This window comes from Caulobacter sp. SRI_014 (assembly GCF_057586315.1).
This window is the reverse complement of the sequence record NZ_JBYCZQ010000001.1, coordinates 323472-348717: the sequence shown is the minus strand read 5'-3', so window position 1 is coordinate 348717 and position 25246 is coordinate 323472. Positions and strand designations below refer to the sequence as shown.

The 25246-nt window shown below is 66.5% G+C and carries 17 protein-coding genes; 12 read left to right on the top strand and 5 right to left on the bottom strand.

The genetic code is table 11. From position 1 onward, the window contains the following. The first annotated feature begins 165 nt into the window (after positions 1-165). Entirely contained in the window at positions 166-681 is a 516-nt protein-coding gene (gene rplJ, locus AC2YG9_RS01855) for a 50S ribosomal protein L10 (protein ID WP_487296221.1), read from the top strand. A 62-nt stretch (positions 682-743) separates the two neighbouring features. Next, a complete protein-coding gene (gene rplL, locus AC2YG9_RS01850; protein WP_487296220.1) occupies positions 744-1127 on the top strand; it encodes a 50S ribosomal protein L7/L12 in 384 nt (127 codons plus the stop codon). 65 nt (positions 1128-1192) lie between these two features. On the opposite strand, the gene AC2YG9_RS01845 is transcribed toward rplL, so the two are convergent. Further along, on the bottom strand, positions 1193-3112 hold the full coding sequence (locus tag AC2YG9_RS01845) for a M61 family metallopeptidase (protein WP_487296219.1): 1920 nt from the start codon (positions 3110-3112) through the stop codon (positions 1193-1195). Positions 3113-3279: 167 nt separating this feature from the next. On the opposite strand from AC2YG9_RS01845, the gene AC2YG9_RS01840 reads away from it, so the two are divergent. Then, a complete protein-coding gene (locus tag AC2YG9_RS01840) occupies positions 3280-4320 on the top strand; it encodes a hypothetical protein (RefSeq protein ID WP_487296218.1) in 1041 nt (346 codons plus the stop codon). Positions 4321-4326: 6 nt separating this feature from the next. Here the strand turns inward: AC2YG9_RS01840 and AC2YG9_RS01835 are convergent, their stop codons facing one another. From AC2YG9_RS01835 to AC2YG9_RS01825, 3 genes are read right to left on the bottom strand one after another with little or no spacing between them, the layout of a single operon-like run. Further along, positions 4327-5310 (bottom strand): hypothetical protein, encoded by a 984-nt coding sequence (locus AC2YG9_RS01835; RefSeq protein WP_487296217.1) that lies wholly within the window; start codon positions 5308-5310, stop codon positions 4327-4329. Next, positions 5304-6395, bottom strand: coding sequence for a hypothetical protein (locus AC2YG9_RS01830; protein WP_487296216.1), 1092 nt, complete (start codon positions 6393-6395; stop codon positions 5304-5306). The genes AC2YG9_RS01835 and AC2YG9_RS01830 overlap by 7 nt, the downstream gene beginning before the upstream one ends. Then, complete coding sequence (locus AC2YG9_RS01825) at positions 6392-7444, bottom strand: hypothetical protein (protein ID WP_487296215.1); 1053 nt, start codon at positions 7442-7444, stop codon at positions 6392-6394. Before AC2YG9_RS01825 ends, AC2YG9_RS01830 begins: the two co-directional genes overlap by 4 nt. A gap of 345 nt (positions 7445-7789) precedes the next feature. Between AC2YG9_RS01825 and rpoB the strand changes: the two genes are divergently transcribed. The 3 genes from rpoB to AC2YG9_RS01810 all read left to right on the top strand — a co-directional run bounded on the left by rpoB (position 7790) and on the right by AC2YG9_RS01810 (position 16705). Beyond that, the gene (rpoB, locus tag AC2YG9_RS01820; RefSeq protein WP_487296214.1) at positions 7790-11869 is read left to right on the top strand and encodes a DNA-directed RNA polymerase subunit beta; all 4080 of its coding nucleotides are present in this window, start codon (positions 7790-7792) and stop codon (positions 11867-11869) included. An 88-nt stretch (positions 11870-11957) separates the two neighbouring features. Beyond that, positions 11958-16136: a DNA-directed RNA polymerase subunit beta' gene (rpoC, locus tag AC2YG9_RS01815; RefSeq protein ID WP_487296213.1), complete on the top strand. Its 4179-nt coding sequence runs from the start codon at positions 11958-11960 to the stop codon at positions 16134-16136. Positions 16137-16300: 164 nt separating this feature from the next. Further along, complete coding sequence (locus tag AC2YG9_RS01810; RefSeq protein WP_487296212.1) at positions 16301-16705, top strand: hypothetical protein; 405 nt, start codon at positions 16301-16303, stop codon at positions 16703-16705. Here the strand turns inward: AC2YG9_RS01810 and AC2YG9_RS01805 are convergent. After that, the gene (locus AC2YG9_RS01805; RefSeq protein WP_487296211.1) at positions 16702-17364 is read right to left on the bottom strand and encodes a hypothetical protein; all 663 of its coding nucleotides are present in this window, start codon (positions 17362-17364) and stop codon (positions 16702-16704) included. The two genes, AC2YG9_RS01810 and AC2YG9_RS01805, sit on opposite strands and share 4 nt — an antisense overlap. A 160-nt stretch (positions 17365-17524) precedes the next feature. On the opposite strand from AC2YG9_RS01805, the gene AC2YG9_RS01800 reads away from it, so the two are divergent. From AC2YG9_RS01800 to fusA, 6 genes are all read left to right on the top strand, one after another. Continuing rightward, positions 17525-17857 (top strand): TFIIB-type zinc ribbon-containing protein, encoded by a 333-nt coding sequence (locus tag AC2YG9_RS01800; RefSeq protein ID WP_487296210.1) that lies wholly within the window; start codon positions 17525-17527, stop codon positions 17855-17857. 89 nt (positions 17858-17946) lie between these two features. Next, a complete protein-coding gene (locus tag AC2YG9_RS01795; protein ID WP_487296209.1) occupies positions 17947-19938 on the top strand; it encodes an alpha/beta hydrolase family protein in 1992 nt (663 codons plus the stop codon). 9 nt (positions 19939-19947) lie between these two features. Continuing rightward, positions 19948-21954 carry an alpha/beta hydrolase family protein gene (locus tag AC2YG9_RS01790; RefSeq protein ID WP_487296208.1) on the top strand — a complete coding sequence of 669 codons (2007 nt, stop codon included), beginning with the start codon at positions 19948-19950 and terminating at the stop codon, positions 21952-21954. Positions 21955-22204: 250 nt separating this feature from the next. Next, complete coding sequence (gene rpsL / locus AC2YG9_RS01785) at positions 22205-22576, top strand: 30S ribosomal protein S12 (RefSeq protein WP_166573533.1); 372 nt, start codon at positions 22205-22207, stop codon at positions 22574-22576. A 12-nt stretch (positions 22577-22588) separates the two neighbouring features. Then, positions 22589-23062: a 30S ribosomal protein S7 gene (rpsG, locus tag AC2YG9_RS01780; RefSeq protein WP_271067894.1), complete on the top strand. Its 474-nt coding sequence runs from the start codon at positions 22589-22591 to the stop codon at positions 23060-23062. Between the two features lie 85 nt (positions 23063-23147). After that, complete coding sequence (gene fusA, locus AC2YG9_RS01775) at positions 23148-25226, top strand: elongation factor G (protein WP_487296207.1); 2079 nt, start codon at positions 23148-23150, stop codon at positions 25224-25226. Positions 25227-25246: the final 20 nt, after the last annotated feature.

The window sequence follows — 25246 nt, the reverse complement described above, 5'->3', positions numbered from 1 at the left end:
ACGGGGATGACAGTCGAGATTTCGCGCCGGCCTCACCTGAGTGCCGCAGCGGGTCCGCTGCTTCCTTCGGACAGTTTTAGACGGTTGAGAGCCTGGGCTTGCCCATGCCGACAACCTTGACCGGCGACCCGGGCAACCGGGACGTCATCCGAGTAGGAGACCGCAATGGACCGCGCTCAAAAGCAGGCGACGATCGATACGCTCAAGGGCGTTTTCGCCGACGCCGGCGCCGTGGTCGTGACCCACAACCTGGGTCTGACCGTTGCGGAAATGACTGCACTGCGTGGCCGCCTTCGTGAAGAAGGCGCCAAGTTTCAGGTGGTGAAGAACACCCTGGCCATCAAGGCTCTGGTCGGTTCGGAATCGGAAGCGGGCTCCAGCCTGTTCACCGGCCCGTCCGCCGTCGCCTATGCGCCGGATCCGGTGTCCGCCGCCAAGGTCATCACCCAGTTCGCCAAGGAAAACGACAAGCTCGTCGTCGTTGGCGGCATGATGGGTGCGACCGTGCTGGACGAGAGCGGCGTCAAGTCGCTGGCTTCGCTGCCCTCGCTCGACCAGCTGCGTGGCAAGATCATCGGGCTCATCCAGGCTCCCGCGACCAAGGTCGCCGGCGTCCTGCAGGCTCCGGCTGGTCAGCTGGCGCGGGTGTTCAACGCCTACGCCACCAAAGACGCCGCGTAAAAACGCAGATCATCTCCGCAAGAACCTCTCATCCCCGCAAGGGCACACACTAGGAACTGAAAATGTCGAAGCTTGAAAAGATCGCTGACGAACTGTCGGCCCTGACCGTCCTGGAAGCCGCTGAGCTGTCCAAGCTGCTGGAAGAAAAGTGGGGCGTCAGCGCCGCTGCTCCGGTCGCCATGGCCGCCGCCGGCCCGGCCGCCGCTGCTCCGGCTGAAGCCGCTGAAGAGCAAACCGAGTTCACCGTTGTTCTGACCGCCGGTGGCGACAAGAAGATCAACGTGATCAAGGAAGTCCGCGGCGTCCGTCCGGACCTCGGCCTGAAGGAAGCCAAGGACCTGGTCGAAGGCGCTCCGCAGAACGTCGTCGAGAACGTTTCGAAGGCCACCGCCGACGAAATCGCCAAGAAGCTGACCGAAGCCGGCGCCACCGTCCAGGTGAAGTAAGCTTCGCAGCAGCCTCGGCTGTTCGAAATAGGAAGGGCCCGCGGAGCAATCCGCGGGCCCTTTTTCTATTTGGCGCTGAGCAGGTCGCCCAAGCGGTCGGGCGTGCCCTCGATGCGCTCCAGCTTCGGATAGCGCAGGCCGCCGTGCCAGGCGATGTCGACGATGCGGAAGCGATCGCCGTCCTTGACGATCAGCTGGATCGGCGTCTTGCCGCCCTTGGCCCGGGTGATCGCCGATTTCATGCGGGTTTCGCTGTAGGCCTCGCCATCGACGGCGACGACCGTCGAGCCGACCACCAGCCGCTGTTTGAAGGCCGGGCCGTCCCATTGCACGCCCTGGATTTCGCCGCTGGGTTTGAGGTTCAGGCCGATCGAATAGGTGAAGTCGTGGCGCCTGGCCGCCGTGTCGGCCGCCTTCTGATAGGCCGAGGGGGTCTCGGCATAGACCAGCTTCCAGCCGCCGCGCTTGAAACCGTCAAGCGGGGCCGGCCGGCCGCGACCCTCGATGCGGTCCTTGAGGAAGGTCGCCCAGTCGTAGGGGGTGACGGCGTTGAGCGTCGCCACCACGTCCTCGAAGACATAGGTCCTGGGCGTCCAGGAGCCTTCCTCGACGCCGAAGAAGGCCCGGGCGAAATCGTCCAGCGACTTCTTCCCGTCGGTGCGCTCGCGGATCAGGCTGTCGGCGTCAAGCCAGACCAGCAGACCGTCGGTGTAGTAGTCCTCATTGCGCTGCCAGCTGAGCCAGCCCTTGGGCTTGCGGGCGCTGATGATCGGATCGTTGGTGGTGTCGGCAATGTCGCGCCACTGGCGGCCGACGCGGGCGTCGTAGGCCGCCGCCGTCATCGCCATGTCGTCGAGCGCCTGCTCACGGGTGACGAGCCCCGAGCGGGCCGTGAGGATGACGCCCCAGAACTGGGTCTGGCCCTCGTAGACCCACATCAGGCTGTCGCGCATCGGGGTGGCGTAGTCGGGGGTCCACAGATCGGCGCCCCGCCGGAACTTGCCGTTCCAGCTGTGGGTGTACTCGTGCGGCAGCAGGCCCCTGCCGGAGACATTCTTGTCCCAGCTGGTGAAGTATTCCGGGTCGCGGCCGTTTTCGCTGGAGCGGTGATGCTCCAGGCCGATGCCGCCCATGCGGTCGGTCAGGGCCAGCAGGAAGTCGTAGCGGTCGTACTGACGCGTGCCGAACAGCCGGTCGGCCTGGACGATCAGGTTGCGGTGCAGCCTGATCTGCTCCTCGCTGGCCTCCAGCAGTTCGGGGCGGTCGGCGACGACGTTCAGTTTCACCGGGCTGCGGCCGCCCGGGTCGAGGTCGAACTGGCGATAGTAGCGGCCGGCGAACATCGGCGAGTCGACCAGGGTCTCGAAGCTGACGGTCTTGAAGGTGTGGGTATCGCCCTTGCTCGACGCCTTATCGAGAGCGACGCCGTAGCCCCAGCCCTCGGGCAGGATGGCGGTGGCCTCGACCGGGATCTGACGGGTGTACCAGCCGGCCGGGTAGAATGCCGTGGAGTTCCATTGCAGGTTCAGCATCTCGCGGGTCATCACCACCCGGCCCTGATCGGTGGCGGTGGCCGACAGGAACTGGAACTCCAGCTCGACCTGTTTGGCGCCGGCCGGCACGTCGATGTGCAGGGCAAAGACCTCGACCGGGTCGCGCCGCCAGATCAGGGTCTTGCCGCCGGCGGTGATTTTCAGGCCAGCGACTTTTTCAAGTTCGCCGCGCGGGGCGTGCTTGCCGGGCAGCCATTCGGGATAGAGCAGCACCATCGGGCCGGGCCCGGCGACGGGAATGGTCTGCTTCACCGTCATGATCCGGCGGTCCAGATCGGTGGCGTCGACGACCAGCTTCATGGTCCCGGGGTAGGGGATGTCCTTCGCCGTCGGGATGGTGCTCTCGAAGGGCGCCGGCTGAGGCTGGGCGAGGGCGGCGCCGGCGGTCAGCGGCAGGGCCAGGAGCGTGGCGGCGAGGAGGGGACGGATCACGGCGAACTCTACGAAATCAGCTCGAAACGGGCGGGCATAAGACCCTCCGTGGGCGGCCGGGGCAAGCGCCGGAGAATTCTTTGCAATCGGGGTGGCCGGCCCCCTTGCGGCGCAACGACCGGCGTGGAACACATGTAGAACATCGCTCCTCCAGTCATCGTGCCCCCATGGCCGCCCTCATCCGTTTCCTCCCCGTCCTTCTGGCGCGGCCGGCGCCGATGCTTGTCTGGATCGCCGTCGGCATCCTGGGATTGGCGGCGATGGGGCGACTGACTCCGAAGCCTGTAGAATGGCGTCTCAAGCCCGTGACGACGGCGGACAATGCGCGGCATGGTCCGCCGCGGGTGCAGCCCTTCTTGGGGCCCCCGATAGCGCCTGCGGAGTCGCCGCCGCCGCCAGAACCTCGGCCGCAGCCGCCGGTCCAGGTGAAGCTCGGCGCGTTCCACTTCTGGTCCCGCGCGAATGGCAATCCCCAGACCTTTCTGGTCGGCAAGGTGCGGCTGACGATCACGGCCGAGCCGGAGGTGAGCAACACCCGTATTCGGATCGAAGCGCCTGGCCTGAGGACCCGGACGTTCGAGTACGACGCCGCGCTGGGACTGTCGTTCGCCGTCGGTCGGTTGGACATGGCCCGGCCAGGGCCACAGGTGGTTGTCGTCCGCCGCAACAGCGGGTTCAGCTGCTGCGTCGCGCTGGACCTGGCGACGCCGACCGGCGGCGGCTGGCGCAGCCGGGAGCTGGGCCGGTGGTCGGATGTCGGCGTTGGTGATCGCCTGACGGATCATGACGGCGATGGCTCACCGGAATTCGCCGCGACCGACATGGACTACTATCAGCAGTTCCATGCCTATGGCCGGTGGTCCTCGCCCGAAAAGATTCTGCTGATCCGGAACGGGAAGCTCGTCGACATCTCGAACCGCAAGGCCTTCGCGGCCAGGTTCAGCCGTCGGATGGAGCAGGCGCGCAAGGGCTGCGTCGCGGATCACGACAACTCAAGTTGCGCGGCGTTTGTGGCTCTCGCGGCGCGACAGGGGCGGTTCGACTGGGCCTGGAAGATCATGCTCAAGAACTACGACCGGGAGCAGCCCTGGTCGGCGCGATGCGTCAAGCACCGCGGCAAGGAGCGATGCAGCGACGATCCCTCGGACTGGCGGAGCGACTTCCCTGCCGCCCTGCGCGAGGGGCTGGAACACACAGGCTATCTCTAGGACAGCTCAGCGCGGGATGTAGCCGTAGTCCTTCAGGAAGCCGCGCAGGGCGTCCGGGTAGTTGCTGTAAGTGATCTCCTGGCCCTTGGGGCATTCGTACTCGACGGGGGCCACCTTGCAGCCGGTCGGCAGGGTCCAGTCGTCGTCGCGGTCGTAACTGTCCAACATCACCTGCCAGGCGCGCTCGAAGTCGTCGGCCCGGGCGGCGGCGGCCACGAAGCCGGCGCAGGCCCCGTTGTCGTGCTTGCGGCAGTCGACCTCGGCGTCCTTCGCATAGGCGCGATGTAGCCGGGCAAAGCCCTTGTCGGCGCTGACATCGACCACCTTGCCGTCCTCGATCTGCCAGAAAGCGTAAGGCGCCCAGCTGCCGGCATAGGAGGCGAAGGCGTAGTTGAAACGGTCGTCGCCGATCAGCATCTCGGGCTTTCCGTCACCGTTCAGGTCGCCGGGCCAGTCGTTCATCGACTTGTCGACCATGCCAAGGTCGGTCTGGGTCCAGGTCTTGCCGTTCGGGGTCAGCAGGACGTAGCGGGTGCAGCAGTGTGCGCCGCCGGTGAAGATGCCGAGCAGGATCTGCGGACCGGGCCGGGTCATGTCGATCCGCCCGACACCGAAGCTGGTAAGCGCCATCGTGCCGTCGTCGTTCAGCCGGAAGGGCTCCATTCCGGGCGCCTCGACAAGAACCGCGATGCCGGACTTGCGCGTGCCGTAGCTGTCCGTCTCGGTCATCAGCGCGCGGAAGGTCAGGGTGACCTCGCCGACGCGGTAGGTCTTCGGATCGCCCTGATCGTCCGCGCTCCAGGATTCCCAGTAGTTGGTGCGAACCTTCGTCGCCTGGCCGGCGACCAGCGGTTTGGCCGCCACCGATTCAGGCGTGGGAGGCGTCTCGGCCTTGGCCGCCGCCGCCCTGGGGGCCGCTGACGGCTTCTCGCAGCCGCCGAACGTCAGCAGGGCCATCAGCGGGATGGCCGCCAGATACGCCTTCACCATGGTCTTCCCCCTCGATCAGGATCGATCTTCGCCGACCCTGATCTGTTGCCATACCCTTCGTGCTTCAGGAAGGCGAACAGGGCGTCGGGAAACCGCTCGTAAGTTTCCAGCTTGTCCTTCGGGCATTCGGCCTCGCCGGGGTCGATGCGGCACCAGCGGGGCAGGGGCCAGTCGTCCTTGGGGTCGTAGTGGGCCAGCATGATCTTCCAGGCCCGCTCCCTGCGCCCCAGCCGCGAGGCCACCGCCACCATCGAGGCGCAGGCGGAGTTTTCGTGGTCCTTGCAGCGCCGGGTCAGTTCCGGCAGCGCCTTCTCGAAGATCTCGCGGAAGGCGCGGCGGTTGCTGACGTCGACGACCCCGCCGTTCTCGACCTGGTAGACGATGGGCGGCGGCAGGCTGCAGACATAGGGGCAGAACCGGTAGAGGAAGGCGTCGTCGGTGGCGACGATCTCCGGAAGGCCGTCGCCGTCCCTGTCCTTCAGCCAGTCCTCCGACAGGTCGCCGTCCAGCGCGATCAGCCTTTCGAAACGCCATTCTCCCCTGCGCGGGCTGGCCAGGATCAGGTTGTGGCAGCAATGGAAGCCGCCGCTGTAGGCGATGATCAGCACCTGCGGCTCAGGACGCCCTGGGTCCAGTCGCCCGACCCGGAAGGCAGCGCGCGGCCTCGCGTCAGGCGACTGCAGCACCTCCGGCTTCACCCCCGGGGCGCGCAGGGTGACCCGCAGACCCTCGTCCTTCGCCAGTTCTTCGGGCGTATCGCCATCGCTGGAGAAGGTCAGCTTGACCGCGCCCACCTGATAGCTGCGCGGATTGCCGGCGTCGTAGGTGGTCCACTCGTGCAGGGCGCGGCCCTTGAGCCAGGTCACAGACGCCAGCTTCGAAGGCTTGGGGTCGGGTATGGCGGCGGGCGGCTTGCTGACCGACACGGGGGCAGGCCTTGGCGGCGGGGGCCGGGTGGCCGCGACGTTGAGCCTTAGAGGCCTGGGCGGATCCGGCCGCCAGCCCGAGGCGCCCAGCAGACCCAGCGCCAAGAAGCCCAAAGCGATCCAGGCTGGCAGGGGCGCCGGCGACAGCATCCGGCTCATCGCCAGGCCTCCCCGCCGTCGGAGCGATAACGCCGCATGTCGTCGGGAAAGTCCGCGCCGCGCGGACCATCGCGGTCGTAGTTGGCCAGCAAGATCCGCCAGGCGCGGTCCTCTCCGCCCAGCTTGCCGGCCATCAACACCAGGGTGGCGCAGCCTTCGTTCCTGTGCTGTCGGCAGTAGGCCTCAGCCTCGTCCATCCGGGCGCGCAGTTGCGGTCTCAGGCTGGGCCGGTCGGTGACGTCGGTGATCCTGCCATCCCGAACCTGCCGATAGATCGGCGGCGGCCAGACCTCGCTCAGGTAGTTGTACCAGCTCTGCTGAAAGCGCAGTTCGGGAGCGCCGTCGCCGTCGTGATCGACCGGCCAGCCGTCGAACAGGCCCTCGTCCCCGGCCTCCAGATCGTTGATCAGGGTCTCGCGCCATTGGCCGTCCCGCGGGGTCAGCAGGACATACTGGACGCAGCATCGCCGCCCGCCGGAATCGATGCCGATCAGGATCTGCGGGCCCGGCCGGGCCGGATCGATGCGGCCGACCCCGAACTCGACCCTGGTCCGGGTGTCGGTCAGCCGAGTGCGCCAGGGAGTCATGCCGGGCGCCTCGACCATGACGACGGCGCCGCTCAGACCCGGCTCGGCCACGCCTTCGGTCACGGTCTGCTGGGCGGCGCCGATCGTGATGCGCAGGTTGTCGATGGCATAGGTCTGAGGATCGCCCGTCTCGCCCTCGGCCGCCGGAAACGACGGAAACCACTCGTGGAGATGGTTGGCCTTGCGCGGCAGGGCGGGTGTCTGGACCAGATCGAAACGGTCGATGACGAGCGGCAATGGCGGCAGCGGCGGCGACTGCTCCGGCAAGGGCCAGCCGATCAGCGGCTCCACCCGCTGCCAGACGAAGGGCTCGCGCGTTCGGTCGGGAGGCTGTTCAGGCGCGGCCAGGGCGAGGGCCGCCAGGCCAGCGAACCCTGCCGCGATCGCCAGCATCAACCCCGGGGGCCGCCGCACGGATGCAAGCCAGGCCAGACCACGACCGGAAACCGCGGATCGCCCCATCGGGAGCCCCAAAGACGTAAAGGGAGAATGTTCTCCTATTGTTCCAATGAAATTCGCCGCTTCGCAAGCGGGCTTCTCCGCGATGACGGAAATGTCAAATTAAACCGGGGCGCCCCCTTCCATTCGCTGTGGATTTCCCTTATTTCCCCCGTCTCGCGAAATTTCCGTCTTCTTTAGAGATGCGATCTCGCGCGCGTGTATGCCCGATGGCCGGTCCGCCCACCCTGCGGACTGTTGCGAAGGGCGGCCCCGACGGACAGGGGCCTGTCAGCGTCCGGCGCAAGCCGAGGGTGGACGCGAAGGCATTCTACGCGCGGGAACCCTCCCGCGCCGCTAAGGAAAAACATGGCGCACTCCTTCACCGGCAAGAAGCGGATCCGCAAGTCGTTCGGCCGCATCCCCGAGGCCGTGCAGATGCCGAACCTCATCGAGGTTCAGCGGTCTTCGTACGAGCAGTTCCTCCAGCGCGAAGTCCGCCACGCGGACCGCCGCGACCAGGGCGTCGAGGCCGTCTTCAAGTCGGTCTTCCCGATCAAGGATTTCAACGAGCGCGCCGTGCTCGAGTACGTCTCCTACGAGTTCGAGGAGCCCAAGTACGACGTTGAAGAGTGCATTCAGCGCGACATGACCTTCGCCGCGCCGCTGAAGGTCAAGCTGCGCCTGATCGTGTTCGAGATGGAAGAAGAGACCGGCGCCAAGTCGGTCAAGGACATCAAGGAACAAGACGTCTACATGGGCGACATCCCGCTCATGACGGACAAGGGCACGTTCATCGTCAACGGCACCGAGCGGGTCATCGTCTCGCAGATGCACCGTTCGCCCGGCGTCTTCTTCGACCACGACAAGGGCAAGACCCACTCTTCGGGCAAGCTGCTGTTCGCCGCCCGGGTGATCCCGTACCGCGGTTCGTGGCTCGACTTCGAATTCGACGCCAAGGACATCGTCTACGTCCGTATCGACCGCCGCCGCAAACTGCCCGCCTCCACCTTCCTGATGGCGCTGGGCATGGATGGGGAAGAGATCCTCACCACCTTCTACGACGTCGTCCCCTTCGAGAAGCGCACCGGCGCCGCCGAAGGCTGGGCCACCCCGTACAAGGCCGAGCGCTGGCGCGGTGTGAAGCCGGAATTCCCGCTGATCGACGCCGACACCGGCGAGGAAGTGGCTCCGGCCGGCACCAAGATCTCCGCCCGTAACGCCAAGAAGCTGGCCGACGGCGGTCTGAAGACCCTGCTGCTCGGTCCGGAGGCCCTGACCGGCCGTTACCTGGCCCGCGACGCCGTCAACTACGAAACCGGCGAGATCTACGCCGAGGCCGGCGACGAGCTGGACCCGACCGTGATCGAGGTCCTGGAAGCCCAGGGCCTGGCCACCATCGACGTGCTCGACATCGACCACGTCACGGTCGGCGCCTACATGCGCAACACCGTCCGCGTGGACAAGAACGTCACCCGCGAAGACGCCCTGTTCGACATCTACCGGGTCATGCGCCCGGGCGAGCCGCCGACGGTGGAAGCCGCCGAAGCCATGTTCAAGTCGCTGTTCTTCGACTCTGAGCGCTACGACCTGAGCTCGGTCGGCCGCGTGAAGATGAACATGCGCCTGGAGCAACAGACCGACGACGACCTGCGCGTCCTGCGCAAGGAAGACGTGCTGGAAGTGCTGAAGGTCCTGGTCGGCCTGCGCGACGGCCGCGGCGAAATCGACGACATCGACAACCTCGGCAACCGCCGGGTCCGTTCGGTCGGCGAGTTGCTGGAAAACCAGTACCGCGTCGGTCTGCTGCGCATGGAGCGCGCCATCAAGGAACGTATGTCGAGCGTCGACATCGACACCGTGATGCCGCACGACCTGATCAACGCCAAGCCGGCCGCCGCTGCCGTTCGTGAATTCTTCGGCTCCTCGCAGCTGTCGCAGTTCATGGACCAGACCAACCCGCTGTCGGAAATCACCCACAAGCGCCGTCTCTCGGCGCTTGGCCCGGGTGGTCTGACGCGCGAGCGCGCGGGCTTCGAAGTCCGCGACGTTCACCCGACCCACTACGGCCGCATCTGCCCGATTGAAACGCCGGAAGGCCCGAACATCGGTCTGATCAACAGCCTCGCGACCCATGCGCGGATCAACAAGTACGGCTTCATCGAAAGCCCCTACCGCCGCGTGCTCGACGGCCGGCCTCAGGAAGAGGTCGTCTACATGTCGGCCATGGAAGAGGCCAAGCACGTCATCGCCCAGGCCAACATCTCCATCACCGATGGCGGCATCACCGATGATCTGGTCCCCGGCCGGACCAACGGCGAACCGGGCCTGCTGCAACGCGCCGACGTCGACCTGATGGACGTCAGCCCCAAGCAGGTCGTGTCGGTCGCCGCCGCCCTGATCCCGTTCCTGGAAAACGATGACGCCAACCGCGCCCTGATGGGTTCGAACATGCAGCGTCAGGCCGTGCCGCTCGTCCAGTCGGACGCGCCGCTGGTCGGCACCGGCATGGAAGACGTCGTGGCCCGGGACTCCGGCGCTGTCGTGATCGCCCGCCGCACCGGCGTGGTCGAGCAGATCGACGGCACCCGTATCGTTATCCGCGCCACCGCGGAAACCGATCCGACCAAGCCGGGCGTCGACATCTACCGCCTGTCGAAGTTCCAGCGGTCCAACCAGAACACCTGCATCAACCAGCGTCCGCTGGTGCGGGTGGGCGACAAGATCAACGCCGGCGACATCATCGCCGACGGCCCGTCCACCGATCTCGGTGAACTGGCTCTGGGCCGCAACGCCCTCGTCGCCTTCATGCCCTGGAACGGCTACAACTTCGAAGACTCGATCCTGATCTCCGAGCGCATCGTGCGCGATGACGTCTTCACCTCGATCCACATCGAGGAGTTCGAAGTCATGGCCCGCGACACCAAGCTGGGCCCGGAAGAAATCACCCGCGACATCCCCAACGTCGGCGAAGAAGCCCTTCGCAACATGGACGAGGCGGGCATCGTGGCGATCGGCGCCGAGGTCATGCCGGGCGACATCCTGGTCGGCAAGGTCACGCCCAAGGGCGAGAGCCCGATGACGCCGGAAGAAAAGCTCCTCCGCGCCATCTTCGGCGAGAAGGCCTCGGACGTCCGCGACACCAGCCTGCGCCTGCCCCCGGGCGTCGCCGGCACCGTCGTCGAAGTGCGGGTGTTCAACCGGCACGGCGTCGACAAGGACGAACGCGCCCTGGCCATCGAACGGTCGGAAATCGACCGTCTGGGCAAGGACCGCGACGACGAGTTCGCCATCCTGAACCGCAACATGACCGCGCGTTTGCGCGAGCTGATCACCGGCAAGGTCGCCGTCTCGGGTCCCAAGGGCCTGGGCCGCGGCGAAGTCACCGCCGACAAGCTGGGCGAAATCGCTCCGGGCCTGTGGTGGCAGATCGCTCTGGACGACGAAAAGGCCATGGGCGAGCTGGAGGCCCTGCGCCGCCAGTTTGACGAGGCCCGCAAGCGTCTCGACCGTCGCTTCGAGGACAAGGTCGACAAGCTGCAGCGCGGCGACGAACTGCCCCCCGGCGTGATGAAGATGGTCAAGGTCTTCGTGGCCGTGAAGCGCAAGCTTCAGCCCGGCGACAAGATGGCCGGCCGTCACGGCAACAAGGGGGTCATCTCCAAGATCCTGCCGATCGAGGACATGCCCCACCTGGCCGACGGCACCGCCGTCGACGTGGTTCTGAACCCGCTGGGCGTGCCGTCGCGCATGAACGTCGGTCAGATCTTCGAAACCCACCTCGGCTGGGCCGCCGCCGGTCTCGGCAAGCAGATCGCCGCCCTTCTGGAAGCCTGGCAACATGGCGGACAGAAGAAGGCCCTGCAGGACCGTCTCGGCGAGATCTACGGCCCTGACGTGCCGCTGCCCGAGGAAGAGGAAGAGCTGGTCGAACTGGCCCGCAACCTCTCCAAGGGCGTGCCGTTCGCCACCCCGGTCTTCGACGGCGCCCACATCGGCGATATCGAGGATCTGCTGGAATCGGCGGGCCTGGCCCGTTCGGGTCAGTCGATCCTGTTCGACGGCCAGACCGGCGAGCAGTTCAAGCGTCCGGTCACGGTCGGCTACATCTACATGCTGAAGCTGCACCACCTGGTCGACGACAAGATCCACGCCCGCTCGATCGGCCCCTACAGCCTGGTCACCCAGCAGCCGCTGGGCGGCAAGGCCCAGTTCGGCGGTCAGCGCTTCGGGGAAATGGAAGTGTGGGCGCTCGAAGCCTACGGCGCCGCCTACACCCTGCAGGAAATGCTGACGGTGAAGTCGGACGACGTGGCCGGACGGACCAAGGTTTACGAAAGCATCGTCCGCGGGGACGACACCTTCGAGGCCGGCATTCCGGAAAGCTTCAACGTGCTGGTCAAGGAAATGCGGTCGCTCGGCCTCAACGTCGAGCTGGAGAACGGGTGATCGAAATCTCTCGGGCGGCGTGATCGCCGCCCGGACCCTTCGATCCTCCTTCAAATTTTTCGCGGGTTCGCCCCGCAATGAGGCAATGATGAACCAGGAAGTCCTGAACATCTTCAATCCGGTCCAGGCCGCTCCGACCTTCGACCAGATCCGTATCGCGCTCGCCAGCCCGGAGAAGATCCGCAGCTGGTCGTTCGGCGAGATCAAGAAGCCGGAAACCATCAACTACCGCACGTTCAAGCCCGAGCGTGACGGCCTGTTCTGCGCACGTATCTTTGGCCCGACCAAGGACTACGAATGCCTGTGCGGCAAGTACAAGCGCATGAAGTACAAGGGCATCATCTGCGAAAAGTGCGGCGTCGAGGTCACCCTGGCCCGCGTTCGTCGCGAGCGGATGGGCCACATCGAACTGGCCAGCCCGGTCGCCCACATCTGGTTCCTCAAGTCGCTGCCCAGCCGCATCGCCATGATGCTGGACATGCCGCTGAAGGACATCGAGCGGGTCCTCTACTTCGAGCACTACATCATCACCGAGCCGGGCCTCACCCCGCTGAAGCAGCACCAGCTGCTCAGCGAAGATGAGTTCATGCGCTTCCAGGACGAGTTCGGCGACGACAGCTTCAGCGCCGAGATCGGCGCCGAGGCCATCTTCGGCCTGCTCAAGGGCATCGACCTGCCCAAGGAAGCCGAGCGTCTGCGCGAGGAGCTGGCCGTGGCCACCTCCGAGATCAAGCAGAAGAAGGCCTCCAAGCGCCTGAAGATCATCGAGGCCTTCATCGAGTCCGGCAACAAGCCGGAGTGGATGATCCTGACGGTCGTGCCGGTCATTCCGCCGGAACTGCGCCCGCTGGTGCCGCTGGACGGCGGTCGTTTCGCGACCTCCGACCTGAACGATCTCTATCGCCGGGTCATCAACCGTAACAACCGCCTGAAGCGCCTCATCGAGCTGCGCGCGCCCGACATCATCATCCGCAACGAAAAGCGGATGCTGCAGGAGTCGGTCGACGCCCTGTTCGACAACGGCCGCCGCGGCCGGGTCATCACCGGCGCCAACAAGCGCCCGCTGAAGTCCCTCGCCGATATGCTGAAGGGCAAGCAGGGCCGGTTCCGCCAGAACCTGCTCGGCAAGCGCGTCGACTACTCGGGCCGTTCGGTCATCGTGGTTGGTCCCGACCTCAAGCTGCACGAGTGCGGTCTTCCCAAGAAGATGGCGCTCGAGCTGTTCAAGCCCTTCATCTACTCGCGTCTGGACGCCAAGGGCCTGTCGGGCACCGTCAAGCAGTCCAAGCGCATGGTCGAGCGCGAGCAGCCGCAGGTCTGGGACATCCTGGAAGAAGTGATCCGTGAGCACCCGGTTCTGCTGAACCGCGCGCCGACGCTTCACCGTCTGGGCATCCAGGCGTTCGAGCCCAAGCTGATCGAAGGCAAGGCCATCCAGCTGCACCCGCTGGTCTGCGCCGCCTTCAACGCCGACTTCGACGGCGACCAGATGGCCGTGCACGTCCCGCTGAGCCTCGAGGCCCAGCTGGAAGCGCGCGTGCTGATGATGTCGACCAACAACATCCTCAGCCCCGCCAACGGCCGCCCGATCATCGTGCCGTCGCAGGACATCGTCCTCGGCCTCTACTACCTCTCGCAATCGCGGGAAGGGGAGCCGGGCGAAGGCAAGATCTTCGCTGACCTCGGCGAGATCGAAGCCGCCCTCGGCGCCGGCGTCGTCACCCTGCACTCCAAGATCAAGGCCCGCTTCAGCGAATCCAACGCTGACGGCCAGGTCGTCCGCAGCCTGATCGAAACCACCCCGGGCCGGATGAAGATCGCCGCCCTGCTGCCGCATCACCCGGCCATCGGCCACCGGCTCATCGCGAAAGCGCTGACCAAGAAGGAGATCGGCAACCTGATCGACGTGGTCTATCGCCACTGCGGCCAGAAGGCGACGGTCATCTTCGCCGACCAGATGATGGGCCTGGGCTTCAAGGAAGCGGCCAAGGCCGGCATCTCCTTCGGCAAGGACGACATCATCATCCCGGCCTCCAAGGAGACCATCGTCGCGGACACCCGCAAGCTCGTCGAGGAATACGAGCAGCAGTACGCCGACGGCCTGATCACCAAGGGCGAGAAGTACAACAAGGTCGTCGACGCCTGGGCCAAGTCCACGGACCTGGTCGCCGACGCCATGATGGGCGAGATCTCGACCCCCAAGAAGGGTCCGGACGGCCGCGAGCTGGAGATCAACTCCATCTACATGATGGCCCACTCCGGCGCCCGTGGTTCGCAAGCCCAGATGAAGCAGCTCGGCGGGATGCGCGGCCTGATGGCCAAGCCGTCCGGCGAGATCATCGAGACGCCGATCATCTCGAACTTCAAGGAAGGCCTGACCGTTCAGGAGTACTTCAACTCCACCCACGGCGCCCGTAAGGGTCTGGCCGACACCGCCCTGAAGACGGCGAACTCGGGTTACCTGACCCGCCGTCTGGTCGACGTCGCCCAGGACAGCATCATCACCGAGGAAGATTGCGGCACCACCCGGGGCATCACCCTGCGGGCCGTGGTCGATGGCGGCGACGTGCTGGTCTCGCTGGGTCTGCGCGTTCTGGGCCGCTTCACGGCCGAAGACGTCAAGGATCCGAACACCGGCGAGATCGTGCTGCCGGCCGACACCTACATCACTGAAGACCAGTCCGATCTCATCGAGAAGGCCGGGGTGCAGTCGATCAAGGTGCGTTCGGCCCTGACCTGTGAAGCCAAGATCGGCGCCTGCGGCGCCTGCTACGGCCGTGACTTGGCGCGCGGGACCCCGGTCAACATCGGTGAAGCGGTCGGCGTCATCGCCGCCCAGTCGATCGGTGAGCCCGGCACCCAGCTGACGATGCGGACCTTCCACATCGGCGGCACCGCCCAGGTGGCCGAGCAGTCCTTCTTCGAAGCCGGCACCGACGGCGTGATCAAGGTCGCCGGCCCGACCGTCAAGGCTTCGGACGGCGAACTGGTCGTGATGAGCCGCAACGTGGCTCTGACCGTGCTGGTCGACGGCAAGGACCGCGAGTCCTACAAGCCGCCGTACGGCGCCCGCCTGAAGGTCAAGGACGGCGACAAGATCAAGCGCGGCCAGCGCATCGCCGAATGGGACCCCTACACCACCCCGATCATCACCGAAGTCGGCGGCAAGATCCGCGCCGAAGACCTCGTTGAAGGCTTCTCGGTCCGCGAGGAAACCGACGAAGCGACGGGTATCGCCCAGCGCGTGGTCAGCGATTGGCGCACCGGCTCCAAGGGCACGGACCTGCGTCCGGCGCTCGCGGTGCTCGGCGAAGACGGCGCCTACAAGCGCCTCGCCGCTGGCGGTGAGTCCCGCTACCTCCTCTCGGTCGGCGCCATTCTGTCGGTGGCTGACGGCGACGAAGTGAAGCCCGGCGAAATCATCGCCCGTATCCCCACGGAAGGCGCCAAGACGCGCGACATCACCGGCGGTCTGCCGCGCGTTGCCGAGCTGTTCGAAGCCCGCCGTCCGAAGGATTGCGCGGTCATCGCCGAGATGGACGGCCGGGTCGAGTTCGGGCGCGACTACAAGAACAAGCGCCGGATCAAGATCACCCCGGAGGATGGTGGCGAACCCGTCGAGTTCCTGATCCCCAAGGGCAAGCACATCGCGGTGCACGACGGCGATATCGTCCGCAAGGGCGAGTACATCATCGACGGCAACCCGGATCCGCACGACATCCTGCGCATCCTGGGCATCGAGGAGCTGGCCAACTTCCTGGTCAACGAAATCCAGGAAGTCTACCGCCTCCAGGGCGTGCCGATTAACGACAAGCACATCGAGGTGATCGTTCGCCAGATGCTGCAGAAGGTGGAAATCCTCGAGCCCGGCGACACCGGCCTCATCAAGGGCGACCACCTCGACAAGTCGGAATTCGACATCGAGAACGCCAAGACCGAAGCCCGCGGCGGCCGCCCGGCGATCACCCAGCCGGTTCTGCTGGGCATCACCAAGGCCTCGCTGCAGACCCGTTCGTTCATCTCGGCCGCCTCCTTCCAGGAGACGACCCGGGTGCTCACGGACGCTTCGGTCCACGGCAAGATCGACACCCTCGAAGGCCTCAAGGAAAACGTCATCGTCGGCCGCCTCATCCCGGCCGGCACGGGTTCCTACCTGCGCGGCCTGCAGCGCATCGCCACCAAGCGTGACGAGCAGCTGGCGGCCAGCCGTGAAGCGGCCATGGAGCCGCTGCCGGTGGAAATCGCTGACGAGATCCCGGCCGAGTAATCGGACGGACAAGCGTAACGAGGCGGCCCGGGAGCAATCCCGGGCCGTTTTCGTTTGACCCTGCTGTTGTCGCTCTATCTCTCAACCGGATGGGACCGGGTGTTACGCGATCACTGACCGCCAACGAGCGTGAGGCGCTGTCTCACGGCCTGTGGGAGGCCCTGATGGCCGCCGGGGCCTTTCCGCGCGTCGTGGCCGCCCCGTCACCGCTCGCCCGCCTGGCCTGGCTCTGGCGCGGCCACACGCCCGTGCTCACCCTCGGCGACCGCATCTACTGGGGCCGCGCGCCTGACGACTGTTCGCGCCAACCGGCCGCCATGGCGCTCCTGCAGCATGAACTGCAGCATGTCCTCGATTACGCCACCGGCCGGATGAGCTGGCTGTCCTACGCCCTGCACCCGCACGACTGGACCTACAGCGTCGCCGACGCCGGCTGGGACTGGAACAGGCTCGGCGCCGAGCAACGCGCCGTCCTCGCCGAACGTCTATGGCGGGCCGAACGCCTGGGCGCGACCGAGGAGGTCGCTCGCCTTCGCGCCGTCCTGCCCTGGGGCGATTTGAGGGGCTAGAACGGCAGCCGCAGGTCCGTCACCTCACCCTTGACGCCCGGCACCGGCGGCGCCTCGCGGTACTCGCGGTCACGTTCCTGTTTCGCCGCCGCCTGGTCGAAGCGTTTGCGCTTGGCGCCGGCCATCGGCGCGGCAATCGGCGAAACCTCCCGGTTCCATTTGCCGCCGCGGTCGTCGCAGGCCTCGCGTTCGCGCCGGTTCAGTCCGGCCGCGTCGGGATAGGCGCAGCCATAGCTGCCGCGCAGGGCCTTGCGGGTGTCCTGCCCAGGTGAGGGAAAGATCGTCGGCCCTCGCCCGGACCCGCCCTTCTTGTCGCCGCCGGCGCTGGCCCCGGCCGGAGCGGGTGCGGGCAGGGGAGAGGGCGCCACCTGCGACGGCGGCTCGACGGCCGGCACGTGCAGCAGGGGGGCGGTGGTGTCCCGCCGGGGGATTCCGTTGGCCGGATTGCCGCCGGCCTCGGCCGGCGAGGGGCGGCTGGGCAGGACCCGGGGCGGCAGGATGCTGATGTCGATGATCTCGTCGGGCAGGGGAGGGCGCTGCCGCACGCCCGGCGTATTCAGCCCGATCAATGCGAAGACGCCGACGTGAATCATGACGGACAGGCCGGTGACCACGGCCATGCGCCGCTGGTCTCGCCGCTTGTTGCGCGTCTGCGCCACGCCGCCTCCCGTCCTCGTCCAGCCTGAACGCTGATCGCCGGGCGCGGCCAAAACGTGTCCCTGCGCGGACCCTTTGCGGGCGATACGATTTCGGGATGGGTTGCGACACCCCGCCGCACCCCTATCTACAGAGCAACCCCATGGCCGTGAGGAGTTATCCGTGCCCCTGCTGATGTGCCCCAACGACGACAGCTCGATGCAGAAGGTCGTTCGAGACGGCGTCGAGATCGATATGTGCCCGACCTGCCGGGGCGTCTGGCTGGATCGCGGCGAACTGGAGAAGATCCTGAGCGGCGGCCGCGAACAGCAGCAGGCGGTCAGTCAGGACCGCGAGCGCTTCAGCCGCGAGGTTGATACCTTCCACCGCGACCCGGAAGCCTGGCGCCGCAGCCACCCCTACGACGACCGCGAGAAGCGCTACAAATACGACGACGACTACAACTATCGGAAAAAGAAGAAGGATCGCTTCGACATCTTCGATATCTTCGACTGAAGACCGCTCGACAGCGGGGCAGTCAGCCCCCTAGTCTGCAACGGGCGCGGCTGTGGCCGCGCCTGTTCGCGTTTCCGGGGGGATTTTCAATGTTTCGCGCCGTCCTGGGCCTCTGCGCCCTGTCTCTGGCCGCCGCCGCGCCGCTCGCCGTTCAGGCCCAGGCGCCGACCCGGCCCGCCGCCACCGCCTTCGCCCGCCTGCCGGCGGTGACCCAAGCCGAAATCTCCCCCAATGGCCAGAAGATCGCCATCCTCGGCGGCGCGCCCGAGAACCGGACCATCACCATCAATCCCATCGACGGGGCTGTCGCGGTGACCATTCCGCTGGGCAACGTCGACGTCAAAGGCATCCGCTGGGCGGGCGACGGCTTTCTGATCGCCACCGTGCGGGCCTACGACTCCCGCAAGAATTTCGAAGACGGGCGCATCTACAGCTACAACATCCAGCGCGACCTGGTCTTCGACATGCAGGGCAAGATCGTCGGCATGCTGCTGGACGGCGCCAGCTGGGCCGGCTTCGCCACCGTGCGGCCGATCCTCGGCGACATCGAGGGCGACAAGCCCGCCGTGGTCATGATGGCCGCCGACATGCTGGGCCAGAGCGGCTACGGCGACACCCGCATGAAGCAGAAGGGCGGCGGCCTGGTGGCCGCCCTCTACAAGGTCGATGTCGCCAGCGGCTCCGGCAAGCTGATCGAGCGCGGCAAGGACGGCACCCTGTGGTGGGCCGTCGACCGCAAGGGCGAGCCCCGCGTGCGCCTGGACAGCGACCTCGGCTTCACCATCCTCAGCGCCCGCCGCAAGGGCGCGGCGACCTGGACGGTGATCGACCGCTCGCCCAACATGGCGCGTAATGTCCTCTTCCTCGGCTATTCGGACCCCGAGGACGCCATCTACCTCTACCAGGACACGACGGGTGGCGCGCAGATCCTGCGCCATTCCCTGACCGACGGCTCGCGCACCGTGGTCGGCCCGATCAAGGCCTCGCCCGACGCGTCCCTGGTCAGCGACCCGGTCACTGGTCAGGCCGTGGCCATCATCACGGGCGTCGAGAAGCCGGAATACCAGTGGCTCGACACCCAGCTGGGCGCCATTCACGCCAAGCTGTCGCGTGGTTTCAAGGGGCGCACGGTCCACTTCACCGGCTGGTCGCGTGACCGCAGCCGCATCGTGCTGCGGGTCGACGCGCCCAGCTCCGCCCCGGTCTGGTACCTGTTCGAGCCGGCCACCAACCAGGCCTCGCCGCTCGGCGAGGAGTACCCCGAGCTGGCCGGGGCCGCGTTCGGCAAGACCACCTGGATCAGCTACCAGGCCAAGGACGGCACGCCGCTCAACGCCTACCTGACCGTGCCGACCAACCTAACGGCGGGTGTGAAGGCGCCAGTCATCGTCATGCCGCATGGCGGTCCGGCTGCCCGCGACGAGTTCACCTTCGACTGGTGGGAGCAGTTCCTGGTCTCCCGCGGCTATGCCGTCCTCAAGCCCCAGTTCCGCGGCTCGACGGGCTTCGGCGAGGCCTTCACCCGGGCCGGCGACAACGAGTGGGGCGGCAAGATGCAGAGCGACATCGCCGAGGCCATCGACGCCGTCACCGATCCCGCCGTCGACACCAGCCGCGCCTGCATCGTCGGGGCCAGCTTCGGCGGCTATTCGGCCCTGCACGGCGCCACGGCCCGCCCGGACCGCTACAAGTGCGCGGTTTCGGTCAACGGGGTTTCCGACCTGACCAGCATGATCGGCCACGCCAAGATCTATGGCGGCAACGACTCCGTCACCATCCGCTACTGGCGCGAGGTGATCGGCGATCCGCGCAATACGCCGGACGCCCTCAACGCCGCCTCGCCCTTCCATCGGGTCGGCGCACGCACCGCCCCGATCCTGCTGATCTACGCCGCCAACGACACCACCGTGCCCAACAGCCAGTCCAAGCTGATGGAAAGCGCTCTAGGCCGGGTGGGCTCGCCCTACCAGGTCGTGGTCCTCGATGGCGATGACCACTACTTCTCCAGCACCAAGAGCCGCCTGCAGACCCTGGAGGCGACCGAGGCCTTCCTGGCCAAATACCTGCCGGTCGGGAAGTAGGGGGCGGCCATGATCCGCTTCGTCGCCGCCATCGCCGCCGCCGTCCTGCTCGCAGCCCCCGGGGTTCAGGCCCAGACGGCCGCCCAGCCTGCAGGCAAGCTGCCGCTGGCCGCCTTCGCCCGCCTGCCCGCCATCCAGCAGGCGGCAATCTCGCCCGACGGGACCCGCCTGGCCTACATCGGAGGCACGGCGGACGAGCGCGTCACCTTCATCACCCCGATCGGTGGCGGAGCGCCGGTGACGATCCGGGCCGGGAACGCCAACGTCAAGTCCATCCGCTGGGCCGGCAGCAAGCACCTGCTGATCCGGGTGGCGATGTATGACGCGGACACGGAGTTCTCCGGCGGCAAGCCGGCCCCCTACACCTACGAACGCGATCTGATCATCAACGCCGCCAACGGCGACGTCATCGGCCAGGTGCTGGGCGAGCGGAACTGGAACGCCCTGGCGCTCGGCTTTCCCATCCTGGCCATCATTGACGGGCCCGAGCCCTACCTGGTCGTCCAGGGGCTGGACGCGACCGCCGACAGCGGCACCGGCCTCGACTACATCCAGCGCAAGGGCAGCAGCATCGTCCCGGCCCTTTGGAAGGTCGATCTGGCCACCGGCAAGGCCAGGCTGCTGGAACGGTCGGGCCGTCTGACCCAGTCGCTGATCACCGACCTGAAGGGCGATCCGAGAGCCCGCTGGGACTATGACGACGCCCGCAACGTCGAGACGCTGCAGGCCCGCAAGAAGGGCGGGGCGGTCTGGAAGCCGGTCGAAAGCTGGAAGCTCAGCGAACAGACCGCCGACTATCTTGGCTACTCCGATCCGGACGACGCCCTGATCGTCCGCCGCTGGGACCGCACCGGCTCCTGGGTCGCCAAACGGCCGCTGGACGGCTCGCCCGAGATCCGGCTCGGCGACGGCCAGGTTGCGCCGCATCTGGACGTGATGTGGGACGAGGCCCGCGCTACGCCGGTGGCCATTGTCGGCGGCGACGAGCGCCCGACCTATCAATGGCTCGATCCCGAACTCGGCGCCGTCCATGCACGCCTGAGCAAGGCGCTCGGCGGCAAGCATGTCGATCTCGCGAGCTGGAGTCGCGACCGGGGCCGCTTCATCATCCGCGCCGACGCCCCCGACAGCCCGCCGGTCTGGTACCTCTATGATGCGAAGACCAAACAGGCGTCCCTGATCGGCGAGGCCTATCCCGAACTGGCCGGCGCCGCGCTCAGCAAGAGCCAGTGGATCAGCTACACGGCCCGCGACGGCCTGAAGATTCCCGCCTATCTGACCCTGCCCGCGCCCCGCGCGAACGGCGCCAAGCCGCCGCTGATCGTCCTGCCGCATGGCGGGCCGGCCTTGCGTGACGACTGGGGCTTCGACTGGATCGTCCAGTTCCTGGCCTCGCGCGGCTATGCCGTGCTGCAGCCGCAGTACCGGGGCTCCGCCGGCTTCGGCGTTCCCTTCGAGGTTGCCGGCTACGGCGAGTGGGGCGGCAAGATGCACACCGACCTGCTCGACGGCGTGGCCGCCGCCGGCGGCTATGGAATCGATTCCAGCCGGGCCTGTATCGTGGGCCTCAGCTATGGCGGCTACGCGGCCATGTCGGGCGCCGTGTTCAATCCGGAAACCTTCCGCTGCGCCGTGTCGGTCGGCGGGGTTTCGGACCTGCCCCTCTGGGTCGGCTCCAGCCGCCGTCGCTGGGGCGAGGAATCGTCCAGCGTAGCCTACTGGCGCACGGCCATCGGCGATCCCCGCACCTCCGGCGGCGCCATGGCCAAGGCCTCGCCGCTGCAACGGCTGGGGGCCCGCGCCAGCCCGATTCTGCTGATGCACGGGGAGATCGACACCACCGTTCCGATCGAACAGGCCAGGGTCATGGAGAACGGCCTCAAGAACGTCGGAACCTCCCCGCCCTTCGTCCTGCTGGCCGGCGACGACCACGATCTGTCGCTGTCGCGCAGCCGGGTTAAATTCCTTAGCGAGACCGAGGCCTTCCTGGGCAAGCACCTGCCGGTCGCGCCCTGATTCCGGGTGGCGGTTTGCGACACAGCCTAAGAGTCCGCAAACCCTTGACCTTTCGGGGTCTCGCGAGTATCTAGCCCGCTCTTTCGAGGCAGGGTCTTAACAGGTCCTGACCCGAGGAACTCAGGGACCCGCCGGCCGCCACAACGCAGCCGGTGAGTTTGCGCGTTCAACGGCCTCGAATTGACGAACCCTATAGGACCCTGAAGCGCTTCGGCCGAAAGGCACACGCTTCCACGAGCACAGAGATTAGATGCCTACAGTCAACCAGCTGATCCGTAAGCCGCGGCAACCCAAGCCCGTGCGCAACAAGGTTCCCGCCCTCAAGGGCTGCCCCCAGCGCCGTGGTGTTTGCACCCGCGTTTACACGACCACCCCGAAGAAGCCGAACTCGGCTCTGCGGAAGGTGGCCAAGGTCCGCCTGACCACCGGCGTCGAAGCCGTGTGCTACATCCCCGGTGAAGGTCACAACCTTCAGGAGCACAGCGTTGTGCTCATCCGCGGCGGCCGCGTGAAGGACCTTCCCGGCGTTCGCTACCACATCCTGCGTGGCGTCCTCGATACCCAAGGGGTCAAGGACCGTAAGCAGCGCCGTTCGCACTACGGCGCCAAGCGCCCGAAGTAAGGAAGAGATCCCATGTCCCGTCGTCGTCGCGCAGAGAAGCGCCAGGTGCTGCCGGATCCCAAGTTCGGGGATCTCGTTGTCACCAAATTCATGAACTACGTCATGTACGAAGGCAAAAAAGCCGTCGCCGAAAACATCATCTACGGCGCCTTCGACATCCTGGAAGCCAAGCGCAAGGACCAGGGTCCCCTGGAAACCTTCCACGGCGCCCTGGACAACGTCGCCCCGGCGATCGAAGTCCGCTCGCGCCGCGTCGGCGGCGCCACCTACCAGGTGCCGGTCGAGGTCCGTCCGGACCGTCGCCGTGCGCTCGCCATCCGCTGGCTGGTCACCGCCGCGCGCAAGCGTGGTGAGAACACCATGACCGAAAAGCTGGCCGGCGAACTGCTGGACGCTTCGAACAACCGCGGCACCGCGGTCAAGAAGCGTGAAGACACGCACAAGATGGCCGAAGCTAACCGAGCATTCTCGCACTACCGCTGGTAACCCACCAGCCGTCAGGTCTTACAGGGACGGGCGGTTTGAAATCTCAAACCGCCCGTTCCGCTCATTCCAACACCAGGCATATCCCATGGCCCGCGCCAGCAAGATTGAAGACTACCGCAACTTCGGAATCATGGCCCACATCGATGCGGGCAAGACGACGACGACCGAGCGGATCCTGTTCTACACCGGCAAGAACCACAAGATCGGTGAAGTCCACGATGGCGCGGCCACGATGGACTGGATGGACCAGGAGCAGGAGCGTGGCATCACGATCACCTCCGCCGCCACGACCGCGTTCTGGAACGATCACCGTCTGAACATCATCGACACCCCCGGGCACGTCGACTTCACCATCGAAGTGGAGCGCAGCCTGCGCGTCCTCGACGGCGCGGTCACCGTTCTCGACGGCAACGCCGGCGTTGAGCCGCAGACCGAAACCGTCTGGCGCCAGGCCGACAAGTACCGCGTGCCGCGCATCGTGTTCGTCAACAAGATGGACAAGCTGGGCGCCGACTTCAACAAGTCGGTCGAGAGCATCCGCGACCGTCTGGGCGCCAAGGCCGTTCCGATCCAGCTGCCGATCGGTTCGGAATCGAACCTCAAGGGCCTGGTCGACCTGGTCCGCATGAAGGCCGTGGTCTGGGACGCCGACACCATCGGCGCCACCTTCCATGACGAAGAAATCCCGGCCGACATGAAGGAAGAGGCGGAAGCCGCCCGTCACTACATGATCGAGAACGCCGTCGAACTCGACGACGAGGCCATGGAAGCCTACCTCGGCGGTGAAGAGCCCTCGATCGACATCATCAAGAAGTGCATCCGCAAGGCCGTGCTGACCGGCGCCTTCTACCCGATCCTCTGCGGCTCGGCCTTCAAGAACAAGGGCGTCCAGCCCCTGCTCGACGCCGTCGTCGACTACCTGCCCTCGCCGGTGGACATCCCGCCGACCAAGGGCATCGACTTCCGCACCGAGGAAGAAATCGTCCGCAAGGCTTCGGACGATGAGCCGCTGGCCGTGCTCGCCTTCAAGATCATGGACGACCCCTTCGTCGGTTCGCTGACCTTCTGCCGCATCTACTCGGGCAAGCTGGAAACCGGCATGGGCCTGCTGAACTCGACCCGCGACCGCAAGGAACGCGTCGGGCGCATGCTGCTCATGCACTCCAACAACCGGGAAGACATCAAGGAAGCCTTCGCCGGCGACATCGTCGCCCTGGCCGGCCTGAAGGACACCCGCACCGGGGACACCCTGTGCGATCCCAACAAGTCGCCGGTCATCCTCGAGCGCATGGAATTCCCGGCCCCGGTCATCGAGATCGCGGTTGAGCCGAAGTCCAAGGCCGACCAGGAAAAGCTGGGCGTCGCCCTGGCCAAGCTGGCCTCGGAGGATCCGTCCTTCACCGTCTCGACCGACCATGAGTCGGGCCAGACGATCCTGAAGGGCATGGGCGAGCTGCACCTCGACATCAAGATCGACATCCTGAAGCGGACCTACAAGGTCGAAGCCAACATCGGCGCGCCGCAGGTTGCCTATCGTGAGAGCCTGGGTCGCAAGGCCGACATCGACTACACCCACAAGAAGCAGACCGGCGGTACGGGCCAGTTCGCCCGCATCAAGCTGACCTTCGAACCGGGCGAGCCCGGCTCGGGCTTCGTCTTCGAAAGCGCCATCGTCGGCGGCAACGTGCCGAAGGAATACATCCCCGGCGTGGTGAAGGGCCTCGAGTCGGCCAAGGAAAACGGCCTGCTGGCCGGCTTCCCGCTGATCGACTTCAAGGCCACCCTGACCGACGGCGCCTACCACGACGTCGACTCCTCGGTCCTGGCCTTCGAAATCGCCGCCCGCGCCGCCTTTAAGGAGCTCCGTGAAAAGGGCGCCCCGAAGCTGCTCGAGCCGATCATGGCCGTCGAAGTCGTCACCCCGGAAGACTACCTGGGCTCGGTCATCGGCGATCTGAACGGTCGTCGGGGCATGATCCAGGGCCAGGACACGCGCGGCAACGCGATCGTCGTCAACGCCTTCGTGCCGCTGGCCAACATGTTCGGCTATGTGAACACCCTTCGCGGGATGTCGCAGGGCCGCGCCGCCTTCACCATGCAGTACGACCACTACGACCCGGTGCCGCAACACGTCGCCGACGAAGTGATCAAGAAGTACGCCTAAACCACCCCAACCCTAGTTAG

Excerpts from the sequence above, each read along its gene's own strand:
- rplJ (WP_487296221.1), top strand. The coding sequence starts at position 166 with ATGGACCGCGCTCAAAAGCAGGCGACGATCGATACGCTCAAGGGCGTT.
- rplL (WP_487296220.1), top strand. The coding sequence starts at position 744 with ATGTCGAAGCTTGAAAAGATCGCTGACGAACTGTCGGCCCTGACCGTC.
- AC2YG9_RS01840 (WP_487296218.1), top strand. The coding sequence starts at position 3,280 with ATGGCCGCCCTCATCCGTTTCCTCCCCGTCCTTCTGGCGCGGCCGGCG.
- AC2YG9_RS01835 (WP_487296217.1), bottom strand. The coding sequence starts at position 5,310 with ATGGTGAAGGCGTATCTGGCGGCCATCCCGCTGATGGCCCTGCTGACG.
- AC2YG9_RS01830 (WP_487296216.1), bottom strand. The coding sequence starts at position 6,395 with ATGAGCCGGATGCTGTCGCCGGCGCCCCTGCCAGCCTGGATCGCTTTG.
- AC2YG9_RS01825 (WP_487296215.1), bottom strand. The coding sequence starts at position 7,444 with ATGGGGCGATCCGCGGTTTCCGGTCGTGGTCTGGCCTGGCTTGCATCC.
- rpoB (WP_487296214.1), top strand. The coding sequence starts at position 7,790 with ATGGCGCACTCCTTCACCGGCAAGAAGCGGATCCGCAAGTCGTTCGGC.
- rpoC (WP_487296213.1), top strand. The coding sequence starts at position 11,958 with ATGAACCAGGAAGTCCTGAACATCTTCAATCCGGTCCAGGCCGCTCCG.
- AC2YG9_RS01810 (WP_487296212.1), top strand. The coding sequence starts at position 16,301 with ATGGCCGCCGGGGCCTTTCCGCGCGTCGTGGCCGCCCCGTCACCGCTC.
- AC2YG9_RS01795 (WP_487296209.1), top strand. The coding sequence starts at position 17,947 with ATGTTTCGCGCCGTCCTGGGCCTCTGCGCCCTGTCTCTGGCCGCCGCC.
- AC2YG9_RS01790 (WP_487296208.1), top strand. The coding sequence starts at position 19,948 with ATGATCCGCTTCGTCGCCGCCATCGCCGCCGCCGTCCTGCTCGCAGCC.
- rpsL (WP_166573533.1), top strand. The coding sequence starts at position 22,205 with ATGCCTACAGTCAACCAGCTGATCCGTAAGCCGCGGCAACCCAAGCCC.
- rpsG (WP_271067894.1), top strand. The coding sequence starts at position 22,589 with ATGTCCCGTCGTCGTCGCGCAGAGAAGCGCCAGGTGCTGCCGGATCCC.
- fusA (WP_487296207.1), top strand. The coding sequence starts at position 23,148 with ATGGCCCGCGCCAGCAAGATTGAAGACTACCGCAACTTCGGAATCATG.